This window comes from Fibrobacter sp. (genome assembly GCA_017503015.1).
GTDB lineage: Bacteria > Fibrobacterota > Fibrobacteria > Fibrobacterales > Fibrobacteraceae > Fibrobacter.
Genome location: JAFVTX010000041.1, coordinates 21,192 through 44,510 on the forward strand (window position 1 = coordinate 21,192; position 23,319 = coordinate 44,510).

At 54.0% G+C, this 23,319-nt stretch carries 17 protein-coding genes; 8 read left to right on the plus strand and 9 right to left on the minus strand.

The window, feature by feature from the left end; translation table 11 throughout:
• The first annotated feature begins 2 nt into the window (after window positions 1-2).
• The 3 genes from IKB43_07420 (at window position 3) to IKB43_07430 (ending at window position 4,622) form a co-directional block, all read left to right on the plus strand.
• Window positions 3-1,289 carry an amidohydrolase gene (locus IKB43_07420; GenBank protein ID MBR2469965.1) on the plus strand — a complete coding sequence of 429 codons (1,287 nt, stop codon included), beginning with the start codon at window positions 3-5 and terminating at the stop codon, window positions 1,287-1,289.
• 90 nt (window positions 1,290-1,379) lie between these two features.
• A complete protein-coding gene (locus IKB43_07425) occupies window positions 1,380-1,844 on the plus strand; it encodes a hypothetical protein (protein ID MBR2469966.1) in 465 nt (154 codons plus the stop codon).
• 108 nt (window positions 1,845-1,952) lie between these two features.
• Entirely contained in the window at window positions 1,953-4,622 is a 2,670-nt protein-coding gene (locus IKB43_07430) for a DEAD/DEAH box helicase (protein ID MBR2469967.1), read from the plus strand.
• Between the two features lie 170 nt (window positions 4,623-4,792).
• On the opposite strand, the gene IKB43_07435 is transcribed toward IKB43_07430, so the two are convergent.
• The 5 genes from IKB43_07435 to IKB43_07455 form a co-directional block, all read right to left on the minus strand.
• Window positions 4,793-6,337: a choice-of-anchor I family protein gene (locus IKB43_07435; GenBank protein ID MBR2469968.1), complete on the minus strand. Its 1,545-nt coding sequence runs from the start codon at window positions 6,335-6,337 to the stop codon at window positions 4,793-4,795.
• A 13-nt stretch (window positions 6,338-6,350) separates the two neighbouring features.
• Complete coding sequence (locus IKB43_07440) at window positions 6,351-6,794, minus strand: hypothetical protein (GenBank protein MBR2469969.1); 444 nt, start codon at window positions 6,792-6,794, stop codon at window positions 6,351-6,353.
• Between the two features lie 3 nt (window positions 6,795-6,797).
• A complete protein-coding gene (locus tag IKB43_07445) occupies window positions 6,798-7,124 on the minus strand; it encodes a stress response translation initiation inhibitor YciH (GenBank protein MBR2469970.1) in 327 nt (108 codons plus the stop codon).
• Complete coding sequence (locus IKB43_07450) at window positions 7,108-7,299, minus strand: hypothetical protein (GenBank protein ID MBR2469971.1); 192 nt, start codon at window positions 7,297-7,299, stop codon at window positions 7,108-7,110. The genes IKB43_07445 and IKB43_07450 overlap by 17 nt, the downstream gene beginning before the upstream one ends.
• Window positions 7,300-7,378: 79 nt before the next feature.
• A complete protein-coding gene (locus tag IKB43_07455; GenBank protein ID MBR2469972.1) occupies window positions 7,379-9,022 on the minus strand; it encodes an endo-1,4-beta-xylanase in 1,644 nt (547 codons plus the stop codon).
• 55 nt (window positions 9,023-9,077) lie between these two features.
• Here IKB43_07455 and IKB43_07460 point away from each other — a divergent pair, with 55 nt between their 5' ends.
• A complete protein-coding gene (locus IKB43_07460) occupies window positions 9,078-9,953 on the plus strand; it encodes a TIGR01212 family radical SAM protein (protein ID MBR2469973.1) in 876 nt (291 codons plus the stop codon).
• Between the two features lie 150 nt (window positions 9,954-10,103).
• Here IKB43_07460 and IKB43_07465 read toward each other — a convergent pair whose 3' ends face one another.
• The 4 genes from IKB43_07465 to IKB43_07480 all read right to left on the minus strand — a co-directional run bounded on the left by IKB43_07465 (window position 10,104) and on the right by IKB43_07480 (window position 17,361).
• On the minus strand, window positions 10,104-11,387 hold the full coding sequence (locus tag IKB43_07465) for a serine hydroxymethyltransferase (protein ID MBR2469974.1): 1,284 nt from the start codon (window positions 11,385-11,387) through the stop codon (window positions 10,104-10,106).
• A 173-nt stretch (window positions 11,388-11,560) separates the two neighbouring features.
• A complete protein-coding gene (locus tag IKB43_07470) occupies window positions 11,561-13,309 on the minus strand; it encodes a GDSL family lipase (GenBank protein ID MBR2469975.1) in 1,749 nt (582 codons plus the stop codon).
• 2 nt (window positions 13,310-13,311) lie between these two features.
• Complete coding sequence (locus IKB43_07475; GenBank protein MBR2469976.1) at window positions 13,312-15,105, minus strand: carbohydrate-binding protein; 1,794 nt, start codon at window positions 15,103-15,105, stop codon at window positions 13,312-13,314.
• 3 nt (window positions 15,106-15,108) lie between these two features.
• On the minus strand, window positions 15,109-17,361 hold the full coding sequence (locus IKB43_07480; GenBank protein ID MBR2469977.1) for a rhamnogalacturonan lyase: 2,253 nt from the start codon (window positions 17,359-17,361) through the stop codon (window positions 15,109-15,111).
• 306 nt (window positions 17,362-17,667) lie between these two features.
• Here IKB43_07480 and IKB43_07485 point away from each other — a divergent pair, with 306 nt between their 5' ends.
• From IKB43_07485 to IKB43_07500, 4 genes are read left to right on the plus strand one after another with little or no spacing between them, the layout of a single operon-like run.
• Window positions 17,668-18,672 carry a YihY/virulence factor BrkB family protein gene (locus tag IKB43_07485; GenBank protein MBR2469978.1) on the plus strand — a complete coding sequence of 335 codons (1,005 nt, stop codon included), beginning with the start codon at window positions 17,668-17,670 and terminating at the stop codon, window positions 18,670-18,672.
• Window positions 18,659-21,067 carry an ABC transporter gene (locus IKB43_07490; protein MBR2469979.1) on the plus strand — a complete coding sequence of 803 codons (2,409 nt, stop codon included), beginning with the start codon at window positions 18,659-18,661 and terminating at the stop codon, window positions 21,065-21,067. Before IKB43_07485 ends, IKB43_07490 begins: the two co-directional genes overlap by 14 nt.
• Before the next feature lies 1 nt (window position 21,068).
• On the plus strand, window positions 21,069-21,875 hold the full coding sequence (locus IKB43_07495) for a fibrobacter succinogenes major paralogous domain-containing protein (protein MBR2469980.1): 807 nt from the start codon (window positions 21,069-21,071) through the stop codon (window positions 21,873-21,875).
• Between the two features lie 2 nt (window positions 21,876-21,877).
• Window positions 21,878-23,224: a methyltransferase domain-containing protein gene (locus IKB43_07500; protein ID MBR2469981.1), complete on the plus strand. Its 1,347-nt coding sequence runs from the start codon at window positions 21,878-21,880 to the stop codon at window positions 23,222-23,224.
• Window positions 23,225-23,319 lie beyond the last annotated feature (95 nt).

Here is a 23,319-nt window from a genome sequence, read left to right on the forward strand (position 1 = left end):
CTATGGGAAAAATTCTTCTCAAGTCCGTATTGATGCAAAATGCAGGCGAATCACCTGCCCGCAAGGATGTTTTGATTGACGGGAATGTTTTCTCCAAGATTGTGGATGTATCTACGCCCGAAATGGCGAATGGCGCTGAAATCATCGACTGCAAGAACTTAGCCCTGGTGCCCGCTTTTTACAACGGCCACACCCATGCGGCCATGAGCCTTTTGCGGGGTTACGCCGACGATATGGAACTTTCCAAGTGGCTGAACGAGTACATTTGGCCCTTCGAGGCGAAGCTTACGGACAGGGACATCGAAATCGGGAGCCGCCTTGCAGTGCTGGAGATGATCAAGTCCGGCACGGTATTCTTTTCGGACATGTACTGGCACCGTGAACAGACCATGAAGGTTGTAGAAGAGATGGGAATCCGGGCAAGCATCGGTGTCACCATTTCCGACGTGTTGGTTTCTCCAGAAGGCCTCAAGGCGAATTTTGATTTTTTGGCAAAGCATACCGGCGAATCGGAACGGGTAAAGCTTGCCGTAATGCCCCATTCCATCTACATCGTAAGCGAACAATACCTGCGGCGCAGCATGGAAATGGCCGAAAAGGAAAACTACCCGCTACATATCCATTTGTCCGAAACGGAGAAAGAAGTCCGGGATTGCTTTGAACAGCACGGCTGCACTCCCGTAGAATACTTGCAACGGCTCGGATGCCTGAACAGTCGCGTGCAGGCGGCCCATTGCGTCCATTTTTCTGAAAAGGACATGGATGTCTTTGCCCAGTCCGGAGCGTCGGCTATATTGAACCCCAATTCGAACCTGAAGCTTTCTAGCGGCATTCCTTCCATTGTCAAGATGATGGATCGACGAATTCCCCTAGGTCTTGGTACGGACGGAGATTCCTCCAACAACAACCTGGACATGCACGAAGAGATGAAGCTTGCCGCTCTCCTGGCGAAAGTCCAGGGCGAGGCAGAAACGCTCCCTGCTTCGGAAGCCCTGAAGATGGCGAGCGTCAACGTGGCCCAGGTAAACGGCATTGACGCAGGGGTTATCGCCGAAGGCAAGCTCGCCGATGGAATATTGGTCCGGCTCGACAACGAACGGATGGTGCCCTGTTTTGACCTGATCAGCAACTGGGTCTATTCGGCGGACTCCAGATGTATTGATTCCGTGCTATGCAACGGACGATTCGTGATGCGTGGCGGCCATGTAGACGGCGAAGAAGATATACAGAAAGAAGCAAGTGCCTGTGCCGCACGCCTCGCCGGAAAACAAAACGTATACCCGTTTTAGAAGAACGACTAGTCCCGACAAAGCCTTTGGCTAAAGGCCGGGCCTATTTTGCTATATTTGTGACGTCAAATTCCGCTTTTTGAGGTTTTTATGTTAGATTTTCTCGCCAATTACTGGCCCTATATTGTCACCCTGGTGGTCATCGTTCTTGCCGTGTTCGCTTTTCGCGGACTCCGCAAGGCCCTCAAGGAAGGTGGCGGAGCGTTCAGCCTCGAAACCATCCGCAAGAACACCGAACCCAACTTCGCCGCCCTCAAGCAAAAGTCCAAGGCGCTGCTAGCCGATGCCGACATGATTTGCGAAACCAAGGAAGGCAGCAACCTGGTGATTCCCAAGAAAGAAGACATGATGTTCTTCCGCCGCGCCGTGCGCCAAAAGTACAAGCTGGCCATGTTCCTGGTTCCCGGCACCAACAAGGTGGTCTATTTCTTCTGCAAGACCGAACAGGGGCTCCGCCGCCGTATCGAAAACCTGGTCATCAACCAGAAGTTCCGCGAAGGCAAGCCGCCCTACATAGACCACGCCACCGGCGAAAAACTGAAATACCCGAGGTAAGGGGGAAGTCTCCCCCTCGCTTCTGCCCCATGTCATCCTCGCGCAGGCGGGGATCTCCAAGTGGCTCCAGCTACCCCGGCGCCTAGGGGGCACCCCTAAAACCCCGTGATGACATACAACGACCTCGCATTAGCCGAAGAAGAAAGCAAGCTCACCGCGGCTCTCAAAGAGTCCCGCGACTTGCTGATTGAAGCTCCTACGGGCTCGGGCAAGTCCCTGTTTATCCCCTACTTCTTGAGCAAGCACTGCAAGGGCCGCGTCGTGGTGTTGCAGCCCCGTCGGATTGCGGCCCTCGCCCTCGCCCAGTTTTCTGCAAAGCTCCACGGCGAGCCCTGCGGCAAGACCGTCGGTTACCAGTTCCGGCAAGAAAGCTGCAAGAGCGCAGACACGCGGATTCTGTTCCAGACCTACGGAAACTTTCTGCAGGAACTTCTGCACGGCAAGCTGGACGCCGACTGGGTAGTGTTTGACGAATACCACGAGCGCAAGGCGGATATGGACCTGCTGTTCGGGTATTTTATGAACAGGAGATCCCCGGTCAAGCCGGGGATGACAGCGACTCGTGTCGCTGTCATGTCGGCGGCGCTGAACCGCGACGAACTGGAAGCGGTTCTCGGCGTCAAGTGCCTGAGCCTCGGCCATCCGCTGTACCCCGTGCAGATTATCAACCAGACGCCCGCCACAGGAACCTCCCTGGTTTCGGGAGTTGGCCTTGACGCCGAAGTGGTGCGGGCGCTCAAGACGCTCTACCGCAATGGCATCTGGCAGACCACCCTGGTATTCCTCCCAGGCAAGGCCGAAATCGCCCGCTGCCACAGCGCCGCCGCCGAAACGCTGGGCAACAACTGCGCAGAATTCCTGGAACTGTACGGCGGACAGGACCGGGAAACCCAGGACCGAATTTTCGAAGTCACGGAACGGCCCCGCGTCATTTTTACCACCAACATCGCCGAAACCTCCATCACAGTGCCCAATGTGACGGGCGTGGTGGACAGCGGTATTGAACGGGTGAGCCTCTACGACGACAGCGAGAAGGTGAACGTACTCCGTACGCTGCCCATCTCCATGCAGAACGCCATCCAGAGAAGCGGCCGCAGCGGCCGTACGCAAAACGGCTGCGCCATCCGACTCTGGAGCGAGGAATCCGAAAAGCGGATGCCCAGGGGAATCGTGCCCGAGGTGCTGCAGATTGAACCGTCGGAACTGATTCTGCAAAAGGCGGCACTGGAATTAGACGAAAGACGAGAGACGAGAGACGAGAGAATCGCGGGTATTGAGTTGCCGACCCCAATTCCGGAGGCACGGGAAAAGACGGCGACGGCGATGCTCCATAATTTCGGCATGCTCCAGGACGGAGCCATTACGGAACTTGGCCTCAGGGCCATCCGCACGCCGGTTTCAAGCATTCCCCTCGCACTGCTGCTGGCTTCTGCCCGGAGCAAGGCGGAACTTCCGGACTTGTTGCTGGCCGCCCTCGCCTGGATTCACTCCGGCACGGAATTCCTGCAAAAGTCCAAGGTGGCCTACGACGTGATGACCCTTGCCGCCGACACGCTTTCCAAGGCGGTAAACGTTCCGCGAGAAGTGAGCTTTACGCTCAGGCAGTTGCGGGAGTACCGGGAGAGTTTAGGAAAGGAGATCCCCGCCTGCGCGGGGATGACAGCGCCTAAGGAGCGGGGCGTTGCGGGGCCGGCGACTGAGGCCCCGCTGGAGGGGGTAGCGGATGCCGCGAGCGGCAGAAGCGAGGGGGAGACCTCCCCCACCCCTATCAAAAAATTTGTCGCCCAAAGGCTCCTCAAGGCGTTCCCCGACAGGCTCGCCACCCCAAGCGGGTCGGCCTACAAGCTTTCTAACCAGAACATCATCCGCCTGCAGGTGGCAGAACCGCCCTACGCCATTCTGGCCCTTTCCATGCTGCGGGCGGGAGGCGGGAGCAAGTCCGAACTCAAGGTGAACCTGTACGCCGCCATCGGCAAGGAACTGCTGGAAAGCGACGATACAAAGACGCGATACGAGCTGCTGTGGCGCAGCGGGCAAGAACGTTTCATCGGTTTGGAAATCAGCGAGGCGGAAAACGCCGACGGAAGCGTCACCGAACTTTCCCGAAAAGAGATTCTCACCCAGGAGGCTTCGCACAAGGTTCTCGCCGAACTGAAAAAGCTCACCGTGGCCGCCTGGAAAGAAAAAATCGAGAAGGAAAACTGGAGCGGGCGCTACCTCACGGAGGCCGTGCAGACCCTGCTGGTGAAAATGCGCCTGGCCGCAAAGCTCTACCCCGAATACGGCCTGCCGGAATTCAACGACGAGGACATGGAGCTGATTTTCGACGAGTTCACCGACGGGAAATTTCTGCTGAAGGACATCGACGAGAACCGTTACAGGAACATCGTGGAGGAATATTTCGGGAAGTCCATGCTGGCCTGGCTGGGCAAGACCTTCCCAGACCACTTTGTGCTGCCGAACGGCAAGCGGGCCCGTTACAGTTACCAGGAGGTGGCCACCGACGAGACGCTGGGCGGACAGGCCGTGCAGAGCGCCGAGGGAGTGCTGGTGGAAATTTCAGCCCGCATCGAGGACTTCATGCAGATGCGGGGCGAACACAGAATCGCCGACAGCAAACTGAAGGTCCGCTACGACATTCTGGCACCGAATTTTCGCACCATACAGAAAACCTGGGACCTGACGGGGTTCTGGCAGAACACCTACGCCGAAGTGCGCAAGGAACTGCGTGGCCGCTACCCCAAGCACCCCTGGCCGGAAAAGGTGAGTGAGTTATGAGTTATGAGTTATGAGTTATGAGTTGTGAGTAATGAGTCGCGAGTGGTGAGTAATGTGTAGTGTGTAATGAAAGACGAGTAACGAATTGCTTCTGAATTTTAAAGTATTTTGTTTCCGCTATAACTCAAAACCCATAACTGACGACTGACAACTCATTGCCAATCTCACATTTATCTTACCCGGTACACCGTCAGGGTCTTGCTGAATTCATAGCCTACGACAAGCAGGGCCTGGCCGTAAATAGGGCTCTTGTCGGCCGGAATAAACAGCAGGCCTTCGGGGCCGCGGTCCTTGGGGTCAAAGTAAAGGTCCACCAGTTTAGGGGCGGTTCGTGCAGCCGCATCGACTCCTGTGAGGTCAAAGACAGCAATGCCGCTGGAGCGTTCCAGCCCCACGAAGGCGTAACGCTTGCCGTTCACCTCGCCCACCGTCACGTTTTCCGGCTCGCAGCCTTTCTTGGGGCTACGGCTATCCATCTTGACCTTGTCCTTCTTGGAATTCCAGTTGAAATAGTCGGGAGCGAGTTTTCCGAAGGCCCGTTCCAGTTCTTCGCCGCTGTCCCACAGGAGCCTGCCGGTCTCGCCGTCGAACAGACTGACGGAGCGGGTGCCGAAACCGTAAACGTAGGGGCACTTGCCGCCGGGAACTTCGTCGGGCCCTTGCTGGTCGCAACGTTCCAGCAGGCTTACCGTGAACTTTTTCAGGTGCGGGGCCACGTCGTCGTTAAAGACGGTGCGGTCCAGGCGTTCGTCGGCCAGCAGATCAGTGACCGTCCCTTCGTCGGTCCAGGCCTTGTAATCATTCACGGAGGCGCCCTCGTTGGCGGTGAGCACCAGGGTCTTGCCGCCTACGGCAAAAGAGGCCACGCCGTCGGGTTGTCTGAGCCCGCGGATAGGATAGTTCTTGATTTTGACCTTCTCGTCTTTCTTGACATCCAGTCCGAAACCCGGCCTGGAATGGTCCACATAGCCCAGCGGGAAAACATCCACAATCTTCTCGGCGGCAATATCTACCTTCGCCATGGCATTGTTTTCTTGCAGGCTCACCCAGGCCCACTTGGAATCCTTGGAAACCGTGATGTACTCGGGTTCCAGGGACCGCACAAACCCCTGCAGGCCGGGGCTGCGCACACCCTTCTTGCGTAGCGCAAGAGAATCCAGCCCCTTAAAATCCAGAACCTTTGGCGCCAGCTTGTAATCGTTGAGGCTTGCACCGTGTTCAACGGAAAGGATGGCCACGCCACCTTCGGGATCTTCGTTATAGTCCGCGCTGGGCGAACCTTCGCAGGCCACGAGAATCCTGCTACCGTCGGGGGTAAAGGTCACCATGTCGGGCAGGTGGCAGAGCCTTTGGGCTGATGCCACGGGAATCAGTCCCTCGGCATAGCGGAACAGTTGCACTTGTCCAAGGCCATGGTCGGGTTCTGCCGTTATGGAAACAGCCACCAGGTCACCGTACACCGTCACGCTGGTGGCGGGGCCGTCCAGCTGCAGGCGGCTCTCCACCATGGGGTTCTTCTCGTCGGCAAAGCTCACCATTTCTATGAGTTTATCGCCGCCCACCACAAAGAGCATCTTTTTTTCGGGCATGTAGGCGGAAATTTCGGGAGCGGCCATCTGCAGGGTCGCCACAGGCGAAAGCACGTTCCCCTTCTGGAAAACCTGTGCCGCCACCGTAGAGGCAAGAACCATCGCTATCAGCAGGACCCGTTTCATCTTGTCAACGCCCCTAGTCAAAAATCAGCCAGAAAAGGAGCATACCGACGGCAAGCCCGCCCATAAAGGAGGAACTGGTCATCATGGCGGCCTGGCTCTTGGACTGTTTTTCCTTTTCCTTGCTCTTCTCGTTGGCCTCGATAGAAACGCTCAGGGCACGGGCGCAGGTCTCGTTGCTCTTCTTCATGGTCTCGTAACTCTGTTCCCAGTTCTTGGTCTTGGCCTGCTCCGAGTTGAGGGCGGCACGCAGGGAATCCTTTTCCACCGAGCAGGAACTGTCCGCAACAGCCATCAGGCTATCCCTGTGGACAATTTCCGACTTGAACTCTCCGCAGGTCTCCTGGGGAGCAGACATCGTTGCGGCGGAGTCAGCCGGGGCTGCAACATTGTCCGCGGCAGTCTCTGCGGCAAATCCCACCACACTAAACAACAACAATATGCAAAGAATTTTTCTCATATATCATCCTCCAGCGAGCTTCACCGTATAGCCCTTCTTTTCCAGTTCGGCCTTTAGAATATTCCGCTTGTCGCCCTGGATTTCGATGTTGAAATCCTTCACCGAGCCGCCTACCCCGCATTTCTGCTTGAGGGTGCGGGCCAGTTCCTTCAGGTCGTCTTCGTCCAGGGGGATGCCGGTCACGACACTTGCCATCTTGCCGCCACCTAGCCGCTTGAGCTGGATACGCACCACGCCGTCGCCCTGAGGGCGTTCTGCCTTGGGCTTTTCTTCCTTGACGCGGCCGATACCGCTTGCAAAGACCAGCGTGGACCTATCTTCTATCGACATCCTTGCCTCCCCTGCCAAAGACAAACCCGAGAACCACGGCTACCAACACGTAAAACAGCACCGCCGAAAGAAGCGCCACCATTTCGGAGCCGCTCCATTTTTCCACCTGCACAAAGAGCAGCACGGAGCACGGCATGGCCAACAGGAAAATGATTCCGGGAAGCTTATTCTTCATATAAGGAAAGTTAGTTAGAGAAATGTGTAATGTGAGATGTGAAGTGTGTAATTAGTCATCACACATTCCACACTCCACATTATTTCAATTCCACCATTTCACTCTTGCCGTTGACCGTCACCTTGTACTTGCCGGGGTAACCGCGGAACTTCACGTTGCCATCAGCGTCAGCCTTGAACGTGCCGTTGGTGGTCCATACCTTGTGCCACAGGTCGTAAATCAGCTTGCCGGCAGGCTTTTCGCGACCATCCATGGCCACGATACCGCCGTTCTTGACCCAGTGGCGGCCATCCCAGAAGCCCCACAGCAAAATGCCTTCTACCGCCGGGTGGCTGAAGGCGATGCGCAGAATCATCTCGTAGCGCTTGGCCTGTTCCTCTTCGCCAAAATACATGCCTTTCTGCCAGTCGCCAAAGTCCAGCTCCGTAATCTTGATGGGGAGCCCCAGAGAACCAAGCCTATCCAGGCGGGCCTTGATAAAGGCCGGATTCAGCTGGCGGTCGCCAAAGTGGCACTGCACGCCGATACCGTGCACGGGGACTTTCCGGTCCAGCATTCCCTTGACCAAATCGTAGAAGCGTTCCGTTTCGCCGGCGGACACCACGTTGTATTCGTTGATGAACAGTCTAGCATCGGGGTCGGCACGGTGGGCCCACACGTGAGCACTGTCCAGCAGGTCCCAGCCGCACTTGTTAAAGATGTAGGGTTCGTGGAAAGCCTCGTTCCACACGTCGTATTCCTTGATGCGGCCCTTGTATTCCGAAACGTCGCGGGTGATGCGGTCCTTGATCTTGCCCGCGATTTCCTTGCAGCTGCCCTGGTTGCCAAAGTGCTTGTCATAGCCGTAACCCTGATGTCCCCAGATAAGCGTGTGGGCGCGGAAGCCCCACTTGTAGGCGTCCACGTAGTCCAGGTACTGCTTGAATTCGTCGCGGCGGATCTTCCCTTTCTTGGGCTCGTATTCCGGCCACTTGAACTGGTTCTCGGGAACGCCATACCAGAAATACTTGTTGGCGGTCTTACGGTACCAGGTCTCGATACTGTCCTTGCTGGCATTCAACGCAAGTGCCGTACCGAAGGGGAAAGCATGACGCATGAGTTCCACCTTTACCTGCGCACCGGGAGCCGCCTTGAGGGTAAAATCTTTTTTGCGGAGGCTGTCGATACGGGCGGCAGAACCGTTGTACCAGCTCATGTCATCCAGGCCTTCCACCTCCTCGATGGTCACGTCGTCCATCTGCATCCAGCCCTTGGCAAGCCCCACGTGGAAAGTGACGTTGTTCAGGCCGTAACCTTTCTGGTCGGCAAGGAAAACCATGGAATAGGTCTTCCATTCGTTGGTAAGCAAGAAAGAGGCACTTTCCTTTTGACGGTAGTCCGGAGGGCCGCCCTGCACAATGGCGTTGATGGGCATGTTACCCTTGGCCTTGAAGGTAAGAGTATAGTAGGTGGAATCGGCAAGCCACTTGGGCGGCTGCAACTGCAGGCCCCAACTGGGGTTCGGAAGCTCGGTCACCGTGACCTTCACGCCTTCGCTGCCATCTACGCCAAGGCCTTTCTCGCCCAGCTTGCCCTCGTACTTGGCAGGGCCATCGGGGTTGTTCCAGATATACCAGCCACCGTCGCCGTAGGCCAGGTCGCCGTTGTCCAGCACATTCTGGGCCAGGGCGAAAGCCGACAGGGCGCAAACCGCCACACTCACATTCTTGAAGGTCTTAAACATAACTTTGTTCCTTGTGTTTGCTTGCAATATAAAAAGTTTTCTTAATTTTTATTACATGCACTACACTCCTTACCGCGATTTACTGCTGAAACTTTTCCCCAACTACCTGAAGGTGCGGAAGCTCCCCCTGAACGGTGGCATGAGCTGCCCGAACCTGGACGGCACCAAAGGTTTTGCGGGCTGCAGTTACTGCAACAACCGCAGTTTCAGTCCTGTCTTTGACCAGGCGCAGGTCGCCATCCAGGAGCAGTTGGACAAGTTCGTGCCAAAACTCCGGGAAAAGTACCCCAACGCAGGAATCCTCGCCTACCTGCAGCCCTACACCAACACCCATGCGCCTCTGAAAAAACTGCAGGGAATTATCGACCCGATCATCAAGCACAAGGAAATCGCGGGGCTTGCCATAGGCACCCGGCCGGACTGCCTGGAAGACGAAAAGATTGCCCACCTTGCGGAATTGAACCGCAAGAAGCCCATCATCGTGGAAATCGGGTTACAGACGGCCAACGACCTGACCCTTGCCGCCATCAACCGGAGGCACACCCTGGCCGAATGGACCGATGCCGTCAAGCGCTGCCAAGGGGCGGGCCTCACCGTGACCACCCACGTAATTGTCGGGCTTCCTGGTGAGACACTCATAGACTTCAAGCATACCGCCGAAGTGATTCGCGATATGAAGCTTGCCGCCGTAAAAATCCACCCGCTGCATATCGTGACCGGAACAGTCATGGCCCAGGACTACATCGCGGGGCAGTTCAAGCTGCTGGAATTCGAAGAATACTGCTACGCCGTGGCCGAAATGATCAAGATTATCGGGAAGGATACCGCCATCGAGCGGTTCAGCGGCGAGAGCCCCAGCGAGATGCTGATTGCCCCCAACTGGTGCGGCGAGCGGGACCGGATTATCGCCGAAGTAGAGAAACTGCTATAGAAAAATGGCCCGCCTAACGCGAGCCACTTTCTTTAGTTTTCGCACCGAAGGTGCCATTATATTACTCAAAGCATTCCGAAAGGATGCGACCTCAAACCTCAAAGGCCGAAGGCCGCCCTCAGAACCAACAAGTAATTTTGCACCGCAAAATTACTTGTACAGCGGGTGCTTCTTGCAGAGAGCCACGATTTCTTCGCGGATCTTGGCGAGAGCGGCATCGTCGTCCTTGGCCTTGATGCAGCGGTCGATGATGCGGGTCACTTCGCGGGTGTCACTCTCGTCAAAGCCACGGGTCGTGATAGCGGCAGTACCGAGACGCACTCCGGACGGATCCATCGGCTTGCGCGGATCGAACGGGATGGTAGAACGGCTGCAGGAGATGCCGACCTTTTCCATAGCCACTTCGGCTTCCTTACCGGAAACGCCCTTGGAGGTCATGTCCACCACGATGAGGTGGTTGTCGGTGCCATCGCTGATGACCTTGTAGCCCAGCTTCATCATTTCGTCGGCCATGGCCTGAGCGTTCTTGATGACGTTCTTGGCGTAGGTCTGGAATTCCGGCTGCAGAGCTTCGAGGAATGCAACGGCCTTGCCAGCGTTGATGTGGTCGTGCGGACCACCCTGCATGCCCGGGAACACGCCCTTGTCGATTTCCTTAGCGAGAGAAACTTCCTTGAGTTCGCCCTTCACCATCTTCTGGATGGTGCGGTCCTTGCACATGATGATAGCGGAACGCGGGCCACGGAGAGTCTTGTGAGTCGTGGTCGTCACGATGTCAAAATACGGCACCGGAGAATCGATTGCCTTACCGGCGATGAGGCCAGCGACGTGAGAAATGTCAGCCATGGTGAGGGCGCCGACTTCGTCGGCGATTTCCTTGAAGCGCTTCCAGTCGAGGTTGCGGCTGTAGGCAGAGAAACCGGCGAGGATCATCTTCGGCTTTTCGCGGAGAGCGATTTCGCGAACCTTGTCCATGTCGATGCGGCCCGTTTCCTTATCGACTTCGTACTGCACGAAGTTGTAGAGCATGCCGGAGAAGTTCACCGGATGGCCGTGAGAAAGGTGTCCACCGTGGTCGAGCTTGAGGCCGAGGACCTTGTCGCCCGGTTTGAGGACGGCGAAATACACGGCGGCGTTGGCCGGAGAACCGGACAGCGGCTGGATGTTCACGTGGTCGCAACCAAAGAGCTTCTTGCAACGTTCGATGGCCAATGCTTCCATCTTGTCGATCACTTCGTTACCACCGTAGTAGCGCTTGCCCACGTAGCCTTCGCTGTACTTGTTGGTCAGCACGGAGCCCATGGCTTCCATGACGGCCTTGGAGGTGTAGTTTTCGGAAGCGATGAGTTCGATGCCATATTCCTGGCGTTCGGCTTCTTCCTGGATGATGTTGTAGATTTCCGGATCGGTCTGTTGCAGTGTAGATTTGAGCATTTAGCTACTCCTTGATTTGTACGCGGACAAATGTAGTAAAATAGAGCCTAGAAACTAGGGGTTAGGGGCTAGTGATGATAACAGAATCATCAAGATTCTCGCTGGAGTTTATCCCGCACTTGATGCGGGACGAGAATGACGCAGACAGGGCTCAGTAAGAATCTATTTGATACTCAACGAGTTACAGAATTACGGCGAAGAAATGTCTTTCGGTTCACTTCGTGACGGCGATGGTTCGCGCTACGAACCTTCTGACCAAGAGCATTGAATTTGGCAGAAGGCAAAACCAGAGATTCATCCTCATCATGTCTCTGATTTTCAAATTTTCCCTTAAGGGCGGATGTGCCCTTCGGTGCACAGCCAGTCCGGTAAACGCCCCTCATGTCAAAGGCAATCATGTCGATATTGGGGCCGCCGTCAGACGTTGTTGATTCAATGGTGAGGCTGAAATCCAGGGCATCCACCCACACATTTTCAACGTAAGCCGTATCCCAGGTATCCCAAGACTGAGTTGGCGGAAAATCTACATCGTAAGTAAAATTGTCCACCGTTATTTTCATGGGCCTAGAAACGGCACCTCCATTGGAATACCTTACAAGGAGTCTTGCACTTTCGGCAGACTGGTCAGAGGTGATACGGTAAACCGCCTTGGAGGCTTCGGCGTTTGCAATATTGAAGAATCCTTGACCCGTATACCCCTCATGGTTGGAGTCCGTAGTTCCTTCTCCATCCTCCGGCATGCTCATATCGATAGGCGACAACCAGACACCGCCTGTTTCGCCCGTATAGCAGAGTTTCGGGTCGATGGTTGCTGCACTACTGCTGCTATTTTCCGTTGCAGAAGATGAACTGGAGTGAATCATTTCTTCGCCATGAGCAGTCTTCTGGCACGCCGCGCCGCCCTCAAAGACGGCCGTATAAGTCGCCCCACGGTGCAGCGTTTTATTTCCGTAATAATTAGAATCTGCCGTCAGCAGGTTGCAATCATCGTCGTACCAGCCTTGAAACTTTTTTCCAAAACTCCCGGGACTCACATGCAAGGTAAATGGGGCACCGCCGGGCAGTTTCTGATTGTGGGTAATCAAGCCACTGCTGCTAGAAACATTGGCCTTGACCGTAAAATCGTATCGGGGCTTCAACGCCGACACCAGTCCCATCAAACTAGACTTTGCCTCGCCAGAAAGGTAGTCCTCGTTCAAAGCATTTTCCAGTTCCTCTGCAATCCACTGGCAGTGTGCAATGGAACCCGATTCCTGAAAATGAGTGGTTCCATCGTTCGTGACCCCATCTGGATAATTCGGGTATTCTCCTTTCAGGAACATCTTGAACTGGTAACGGGAAACATAATCGGGATTCCAGTTTTTGCTGTAGGAATTATAGGACTTGGCGTTCAGATTCACATAGGGAATATGGTTCGACTTTGCCAGTTCCAGCATCTTGCCGACTACGTCGTATTCCGTGAATATGTTGCGGCCATTTGCCCCCATGTTCATATTCATGGGAGTCACAAAAACAGGTGTGGCACCCCACGCCTTGGCAGAATCCACATATTGCTGAAGCCAATAGCCTAAAGAATCAAAAGGCACCTGGCGGCTGCTATTTCCAAAATAGCGGTCGTTATGACCCCACTGGACAAAGAGAAAGTCCCCTTTTTGGACATCATTTTTCAAAGCGCCCAATCGACCTTCTTGAATAAAGGTCTTGGAACTACGGCCTCCGATAGCCACATTGTTCACCCTGACTCGGGAACCATCAAAAAAAGAACCGAGAATCTGTCCCCATCCGGTTTGTGGATAGACATTATCCCTGTAGGTGCAGACGGTAGAATCACCTACGATATGGATGGTAAAAGAGGAAGAATCCCCCAAGGCAACCAGGAGAAATGCCGCAGCGATGGCTAGAAATTTCAACACCGACTTCATGGCTATTTCACCTTGGCCCAAGTAGCGCTGAACCTGGCACTCCCCTGCCGGACCAAAACACGGTAAAGACCGGTGATTTTAACCATGGAAGATAGCGATATGTCAGTTGCATTTTCAACATGCTTTTGGGCCACCAGGCGTCCAGTCATGTCATACACACTCACATGGGCCGGGCCACCACTAGGCAACTGAAGTCTTTCGCCGCGTAGGCCCATCGCAACTTCGCAGTTATCGTCGTTAGCACGGCAAATATTATCCACGCTGAACCCAAAGGCATCGATGTTTGGGCCCCCATCAGAAGTGGTTGAAATAAATTTCAATTCCCCTTTGCCCTTCACCAGGTCAAGGTTCACAAAAGCCGTGTCGTAAATTGACCAATCACCTGTCGGAGGACAATCTACTAGATAATCATGATCCAAATAAATGTTCAAAGTCCTAGAAGTTTTTCCGCCATTGGCATAGATAATCCCCATGGTCACATAACCAGCCGAAGGAAATTCCATTTCGTAAGAAGCAAAGGAGTTTACCTTGTTGTCAAAATTCCAGTAGCCCGGTCCAAAGGAAAAACCAGCGTTGGAACTTTCAGTCCAACCGACATCGTAGCCATCCGGTTCAGAGGCATCAAACCATGTTTTTATATCCTTGTCAAGCGTTTCTATGTCGACAATTTCAACAGCCCCTGTGGGTGTCACCCCCTCTATTTGTTTAGGAACCCCTTCTGGAAATTTTGTTAGGGGGGTACCATCTCCACCATAAACCTGAGCCTTTCCTCCGCCATAAACGGCTGTGTACTGAGTCGAGGCGGCTCCCATCGTGAAAGTGCAGATATATTCAGATTTAGCGGTGGTCACTGAATTTGCACACTTGTTTCCCTTACCATCGAACCAACCCACAAATGTTTTGCCCTCCTTGGGGGTCGTCTTCAAGGTCACGGGCATTCCCGCCGGGTAATAGGAACTGACGGTCGTGGCCTCTGCAGAACCCGCAGGACTCACCTTCACGTCCACCTGGTACATGGGGGCCAAATTTTTTGCAAGATTCCGAACTTTTTCGTTTGTGTGGACACGCATCTGCTCTGTGGTGATGCGTCCAAATACAGTAGCACCATTCTGCTGCAAGTGAAGGTTATCATTGTTTCCATCGACATAAGTGGAATACTCGCCCTCGTCCAGCACCATATTCACATAGTGAAGGGCATAATACTGCCCCACCGACAAAAGGTAATTACGGGAAAGGGTATCCATATCGATTAGGGGTACATTCAGCGAAGCCGCGATTTCCCGGGCCAGAATCGGATAGCCGTGATAGGATTCATAAACGGAATCTGGAAGCATGGAGGGTTCACATGCCTTATACCTATCGGTGGACATACTACAACGGTAATCGCTCCTACGGACAGGATTGATTATAATAGGCGTCGCTCCGGCAGCAAGCGCCTCATTGGCCATAGCCGTTGTCGCTGTTACAAATTCTTCTTCGTTGCTATAGTTACGATCATTTATGCCGAACTGGATAACTACAAAATCACCGGATTTAAGGCTAGACTTGACTGCCGCCCAATTCTTGTTGTAGTAGGTCATTGCCGCCGTGCCCCCAGCACCCTTGTTTACAACAACCACATTGTCCGAATTCCAGAAATACTGGAATTCCTGGCCTATACCCCGTTTAGGATAGTAACCCTCGTTCCAGTCCTGCATGGTGGAATCGCCACACATATAGATGGTAATCTTTGCACACACCATCGGGACGAGAATCATCGAAGCGACAACGAAGATCTGCCAGATTCTGGAAAGCATCGCCTAATTCCTAAAAAAGGCCCGCTGCACGACCTTGCCGTCGAACTTCACCTTCATCACGTACAGGCCTTTCGGTAGAGATTCCTGACCCGCAAAGAAAACGGATTCTCCAGCCAAGGCATTTTTGGACGAGCCTCCAACCAACGAACCGTTCAGATTGAAAAACTCAACCTGCACATACCCCGATTTGGAAACATACAGGGCGCCCGTAGAAGGATTGTACCGAAGGTTCCCGCCAAAGGCATTGTTTATGGCTACCGACGATGGATTATCTTCCTCATTTGAAGTTTGCTCATCCCCGACTATGTAAATATCTGGCTTGGTCAGCTTTTTCACCATGTCGGGCAGGTAGTAGCTCACATGGGGAGGCTGGTTATAGGCCACATTCTGCCAGGCCACACTCACGCGGTATTGCGGGTCGTGCATCAGCGTGTAAAGCCTGTAGGGGCTAGTTACCGGAGTCGAGAACACGATGATTTTATTCTGGTCGTCGCCGGCACGGGTAATAAATTCCTCCCGCCAATCGCCAAAGATATCTGCCACCAAGCAGGGATTTGCCTTGGTATAATTGTTCAGGGAAGACCCTTCGACATTGTAAAAACTAAAATAGCGGTCTACCGTCTTATTCGAGGAATTCCATTTCTCCAATTTCCCGCCCACATTATAAGCATATGTTCCGGCCTTCGGTGAGCCAGATGCGTCAAGAAGTTCGTCTTGCAGGTCGCCGTCGAAATAAATGCGGAAATTTACCGAAGGAGACGTAGTCGAAAGGGTCGTTCCGCTCACCGTGCGGATTCCGCCGCTGGTGCCAGACCACATTTCAAAACCACGGTTCGTGGAATCGATATCCGCAGCAAGGCCACGGCCATTGTCGCAACCAGAATGCGTATTGCCGTTTTTATCTTTACAGGTCAAAGAAGACTGGAGCGTTCCCCACACCACATTGCCATCTTTGTCGCGAAATTCTTCGCTATACTTGTTGTCAGTTTCTTCGTGAACGTCGTAAACTTCCAATCCTGGTTTGTCCGGGTCCATGTCGGAGAGGTGCATGGCATCGCCATGACCAAAGCCGGTGCGATAAAGAAGGGTTCCGTCATGCTTGAGCGCCGCAGAGCCCATGACAATCTCGTCAAAGCCGTCGCCATCCAAATCGCCTACAGAGAGATTGTGGTTTCCTTCGCCATAAAGTCCCTGGTCAGCCTTGTCGGAACTGTGGAGCCAGCGCGGTTTCAGTTCTTTTCCGTCAAAGTCATAGGCGGCCACAAAAAATTCCGTGTAATAACCGCGACTCATAATGACGCTAGGGTGAACACCATCGAGATAGGCAATTCCTGCAAGCATGCGGTTATCGCGGTTGCCATAGGTATCGCCCTTGATTTTTCCGCGGGCGGGCCAATAATCGATGGTGTGGATAGCCTCGCCGGTCTTGCCACTGAACACTGTCAGGAACTCAGGACCCGACATGATGGTTCCCAAGGTGGTCCGGTAATCCTTGGAACCGTCACCAATGACCTTCCCCTTGCCATCTACCGTACCGTCGCTGGTCTTCAAGACAATTTCGGCGATACCGTCGCCATCCAAATCATAGACCATAAACTGGGTGTAATGGGCGCCAGCGCGGATGTTCTTACCCAGGTCAATACGCCAAAGCAACTCGGCACTTTCCGCGTTCGCTTCAATCTTATAGGCATCGATTATCACATTGCCTGTATAATAGCCCTCCTTCGCTTCCGAATTATCCCTGGAATTATTCGGATCCCATTTTACGACAAGTTCATAACGGCCATCGCCATCCAAGTCGCCTACGCTCATATCGTTTGCAGAATAAACGTAATCCGTTCCAGAAGGAGTCGTTCCACCAGCAGGAGCCGAAAGCTTGTACGTCCGGTAAGGGAAGGTGACCTTGCTGGTGCCGTCCTTGTAATTCTTGTCAAAAACAATTTCCACCGTAGATTTGGAACCTTCCTTGCCCGAGACAACGGCTGCAACCTCATACTTGGACGCTGTCGTGCCAGCGGCATCCAGGTAGTTCGTTCCCGCATTCTTGGAAATGGATGCGATTTTTTCACCATCGCGATACAGGTTGAATTCCGTATCGGGGCTTTCGGTTCCCAGCAGGCGCCAACTGACCAACACCCCCGTTCCCACGTTCGAAATAGCAAGACCGCGGGTCAATTTTTCCATTTGACGGGGTGCCGCAAAAGATCCTGTAGCAGCAAGGGCTACAAAAGAGAAAAACACCGTCAACGACAGCATTTCAGAGAACTTCTTTTTCTTCATCTTCATATCCAGCCATCTCCCCAATGTGAATATAGACAAAAGTGGCCTTTTTCCACATTTTTGGTAAAATCTTTCCATTGACAATTTATCAAGGTGTTGAAATTTTTTTACATACCGTTTTTGTTGTTTTCAAGCACTTTTCCTAGAAATTTATTTCTAAAAAGCCCCCAAAAGTACCCCCAATATGCTTTTTTTGTTGTCTATAGACAACATCTCAGTAAACATCAAACGACGTCCGTTCCACCCAGAATAGCCATATATTTTTCTACATTTTTTGCGAAAATGCCCAATTGGTGGAAAAATTTCTCGTGGGAAAGACTTTTCGACGCCATTGCCGACAGGTCCCCCACATTCGTGAAGATTATCATCGTTACAGGAAAGTCCTTCCTGTACTACCACGGCATGACCCGTGCGGCGAGCCTTACCTACACCACCCTGGTGGCCGTAGTTCCCCTGCTTATCCTGTTGACCTCCATTACCCTGGCGGTGGGTCTTGCGAACTTCATGTCGGACTACCTACCCATTTTGCTGGACATTCTGAACCTGGACTGGCCTACGGAACCCATTATGGCACTGGTGAGGAATGCGGAGCACATCCCCATCGGAAGGCTTGGCTTTATCGGTGCGGCAGGTCTGTTCGTCACCTTCATTCTCGCCTTTGGCAGCCTGGAGACCAACTTCAACGTAGTGTGGGAAAACAAGATTTCCAGGACGCTAATCCGCCAGATCGAGGTTTATACACCCTTCCTGGTAATTTTTGCAGGTTTCATCGGCATGTTCGCGGGGTTCGTGAACCACGTGCAAGATGTGCTGAACATGATCGTGGTGGATGGTTTCCATTTCTCGCCCGAGGTGCTGAAGGTGCTTATTACCGCCTTCTGGTATGCGGCCTTCCACGGTGCCACCATGCTGCTGATTTTCCTGATGCTCTACGCCCTGCCCTCCAGGCCCAAGGGTGTGAGGCCCTATTCCCGCAGCCAGCTTCTGCTCGCCTCGCTTCTGTCTACGGTTGTTTCCTGGGTGGCCATCAACATCTACGTGAAAATCCTGATGCTCATCCAGACCGCCATGGTGACCCGCATGTCCATTTTCTACGGGTCGCTGGCGTTTTTGCCCTTGATGCTGTTCCTGATATTTGGAGTCTGGTCCATTATCCTTTGCGGAAACAGCCTGGTGTGGACCATCTGCCACTGGCCCGAAGCAGCCCAGAAGACCTGGAACTGGAAGGCTACGCTGGAAGATGTCCATAACGGGAAGCAGTCGGGCAGCGAAGATGAACAAGCCTAGCTTTATTTCTATACGCGGCTGCAGGTTGCACAACCTGAAAAACGTGGACGCCCAGTTCCCGCTGGGTAGCGTGACTGTTGTTTGCGGGCCTTCGGGCTGCGGAAAGTCCACCCTGGTGCTGGACACCCTCCACGGAGAATCCAAAAGGCGCTACCTGGAAACCCTCTCCCCCTTCGCCGCGGACTTTTTAGGCGGATGCAGGGTGATTCCCCTGGAATCTGCCGAGAACCTCCCGGCAAGTATCGCCGTCGAGGCCTGCCACGGGGAGACCACCACCAAGTCCTACGCCCTTTCCCTTTCGGAATGCGACGCTCCACTCCGGACACTTTTCGCCCCTCTGGCCACCCCAGCCTGCCCTATTTGCGGCAAGCCCATGGAGATGACCTCGCGGGAACAGATTATACAGGCCGTCGCACAGATGCCTACGGGCAGTAAAATTCAATTTCTGGCCACCGTAGAGACAAAAAAACAGAACCTGGACAAGCTTTCGGCACTGTTCCTTTCCCAGGGCTACACACGGGCCATGGCCGACGGCGAGACCGTCTCCCTAGGGGACCTGACCGAAGAACAAAAGAAAGAGCGGCCCAAGGTTTTCCAGATTGTGGTGGACCGGGTTATCGTCAGGGAAAATTCCCGCACAAGAATCGCCGAAGCGGTGGACGCCACACTGAAGCTCACCCACCACAAGGTGGCAGTACTTACCGAAAACGGGATTACGGAATACAGCACCGTTCCCCACTGCAAAGACCACAAAGAAGCAGAAGCCCCCTTTCTCCACGAAAGGATGTTTTCTCCCTATTCCCGGGAAGGGGCGTGCCCTGAATGTAAAGGAGCCGGAGTGGACGAATCCGGCGAGACCTGCAGCCACTGCGAAGGCCTTAGGCTCCAAAAGTTCCTGCTGAATTCGGGAATCGTGACCGAAAATGCGTCAGGCAATTTCGTGTCCTGGAGGCAGATTCTGGAGACACCCTTCCAGAATCTGGGCGGGCTTATCCGTGACACCTTGAGCAAGAAAATTTCCAAGGGCAAAGCTCCCGTGCTGAACGCCCTGCTGGACCGAATTGACGCCATCAACCAGCTGGGAATCGGCTACCTGACGCCTGGGCGCTCCGGAGCGACCCTTTCAGGTGGCGAAATCCAGCGGTTAAGGCTTTCCAGCCTTTCTACGGGACTTCTGAACGGACTTTTGATCTGCCTGGACGAACCTGCCAGCGGGCTCCACAGCAACGACGTGGAGAAACTCTGGAACGTGCTCCGGCAGATTCGGGACCGGGGGAACACGCTGGTACTTATCGACCACAACCCCTCCCTCATCCAGAAGGCGGACTGGATTATCGAAATGGGTCCCGGCGCCGGAGAAAAAGGCGGAGAGATTCTGTTCCAAGGCAAGGCGAAGGACGTGCTGGAAAATCCGGAGTCGCCTACGGGTAGGTGGATTAGGGAATTATCACATCGTCATCCCCGCGAAGGCGGGGATCTCCCTTCAAAAGCCCCAAAAAGAGATTCCCGGTCGGTGCCGGGAATGACAAAAGGCAAGTCCCGTCGCACAGTCACATCCATCGCCATCGAAAACTTTTCCATGTACGACATGAATCCGGTGACGGCGAATTTTCCCACACAAAAGTTCAGCGTCATCACCGGACAAAGCGGCAGCGGTAAATCTACCCTGTTCTTCAAGAACCTGGTCCCCCGTGCAGAAAAAGGAGAATTCCAGAACCTGGGCATAGAGGCCCTGTCCGTACTTTCCACAGGAGATTTTCACGGCAACCGCCGCAGCACCGTGGCCTCGGCCATCAACTTGGGCTCGCAACTCCGTGACCTGTTCGCAAAACTCCCCGAAAGCAAGGTCCGGGGCTACACCGCCGCAAAATTCGCCACCCACGCTCCCGGAGGCCGGTGCGAAAACTGCAAGGGCGAGGGCGTCATCTTTGACCCGGCCGGCTACGAGGAATCGGAATGCCCCGTATGCCTGGGCAGGCGTTTCAAGGACGAAATCCTGGAAGTCCGTTTCAAGAGCCTTTCCATCGCCGACATCTACGACCTGGAAATCGGAGAAGCCTACAAGCTGTTCACCAACCTGAAGCCCTTTGCCGACAAGCTGAAGCCTCTTGTGGATACAGGTCTGGACTACCTGAAGCTGGGGCAGACCACGGCCCACCTTTCAGGTGGGGAACGGGCAAGGCTTCGGCTCTCTATTGCCCTTGCCCGTGCGAAGGCGCTGGGCACGCTGTTCCTTTTTGACGAGCCTGCGCGTGGGCTGCACCAGGGCGACATCCGCCACCTGCTGGACCTGATTCGTGGGCTTACCGAGGCGGGCCACACCGTTATTGCCATCGAGCACGCCCAGGACTTCGTAAACGACGCCGACTACGTGCTGGAACTGAAACGGGGGTAAGATGTTCCGTCTTGTTGGATTTTTCCTTATTGCAGTTTTCATTTTCGCCTGTTCCGAAAGTGAATCTTCCGCAGATGCTCTAAAGGATTATTTCGACAATCTATCTTTTGCCGATTCGGAAAACGAATCTTCCTCTTCTTTTTCTGGTCTGAGTCCCGATTCCGTGGTTACCGGAGAATTCAAGGACGCTCGAGACAACAGGACCTACAAGACGGTTAAAATCGGAAACCAGACCTGGATGGCAGAGAACCTGAAATACTCCCTAGACTCGCTAGTCGAAAGTTGGTGCTATGAAGACGACAACTCCAACTGCGAAAAGTACGGGAGACTTTACAACTGGATGACCGCCATAGGTAAAAGCGACGAAGAATGCGGATACCAAAAGGCCTGTTCCCTCACCTACCCCGTACAGGGCATTTGCCCAAAGGGCTGGCACATTCCCAGCAAGGATGAATTGGCGACCCTAGTCGAGAATGCCGGAGGCCCATCCATTGCCGGAGCAAGGCTGAAGGCAAAAGAAGGTTGGGAACCAGCATGGAACGAATGTACTGGTACCGACGATTACCAATTCTCCGCCATGGCTAGCGGGTATTTGCGAGTGTATACCGATCACTATTACAATAAGGGATACCACACGGGAATTTGGTCTTCCACAGAGGTAGAGGACTTCCACCGGGCCGAGCAGTACCAGCACATCGATGTCTATATTCTCTTTTTAGATTATGACAAAGATACGGCTCAAGTTTCCGACACCAACCGGGACTTTGCCGAGTCCGTCCGATGCCTCAAGGACGATTCCGAAAAATAGCCATGTTCTCCGCAAGCTTGATTACATCCCCGCAAATCCAGGAATTCATCCAAGTCGCCATCAAGCGCAGGCTGGATGCATTGCAGGTTTCTACAGCCTTGAGCAAGGCGGGCTACAGCAACGAGGAAAGGTCCGCCATCATGGACTACATGGCCCTGCTGCCGAAAATTCAAGAAAAGTTCGGTTGTCTGCTCGCAAATGACAAGAACAGGTTCCTCCTGTGCGACAAGCTGGCCCTGGAACAGAGTACCGCCCAGGACATTGGCCGCTGGAAGGCGAACCTGTGGTCTGCAGGTAACGATGGCGATGGCAGCAAATCCGGTGCAAGTACCGTCCACGACCTCTGTTGCGGCATGGGAGGCGACAGTTTCTTTATACCAGCCTCCTTCAAGGTTGTCGGTGTCGATCTGGACGAAAACCGCATCGCCATGTACCGTCACAACATGGAAACCTGCGGTAAAAATGCAGAAGTTGTCTGCGCCGACGTGCGGGAGGTGGCAAAAATAAGGGAGATGCCCGCCTCCGCGGGCATGACAAATACAAAATTTTTCACCATCGATCCGGCTCGCCGGGCCCTAGAAGGCGAAAACCAGCGTGACCTACGGAACCTCACGCCCACCCTGGAAGAAGTGGTTGAAATCAGCAAGCATTACCAGGGCGGCATGGTCAAGCTACCTCCGGGATACCCACCCGCAGAAATTCCCGACGGCACGGAAATCCTGTATCTGGGCGGACATTCGGATTGCAGAGAATGCTTGGTGCTATTCGGGAGCCTTGCAAAGAATCCAGACACGGTCCGTGCCGTGATGGTCGGCAAGAACGGTAATGCCCTTGCCGAATGGAGCCGCCCACGGGAACGTTCTCTCGAAACTCTGGACGAAGACCTCCAAGAAAAGCTGGACCGAAACGATTCCCTAGAAGGCAAAGACCGTACCTACCGCACATCCACCAGCAGGAGCGACCTGCCCATCGGCGATATCGCCACATACATTGCGGAGCCTGCACCGGTACTTATCCGTAGCCACCTGTTCAACGCAGCCGCCCTCTCCAGCGACCCGCAAGCCCATCTGATTTCGGAGGGCATCGCCTACGTGGCCAGCGACTTGCCGCTCCCTACACCTGGATTTACCTGCTACGAGATTGTCGCCCACTCAGAAATTTCCACCGGGGCTGTACGCTCCATGCTCAAGGAACATGACATCGGTAAAATCACCTTGAAGTTGCGGGGTGTCAAGTTGGACCCCGACTCCGAAATCAAGCGCCTAAAGCCAAAGGGCAAAAAATCAGCCATACTGTTCTACACCCGCGCCGCCGGCGAAAAAATTGCGTTACTTGGCTTTACCAGGTGATAGGTAGTAAGTTGTAGGTTTTAGGTATTAGGAATATCATCCGAAGGACATTTGCCTCAGGTGTTGGAAGTGAAGAATTTCTATATTCGGCCCTG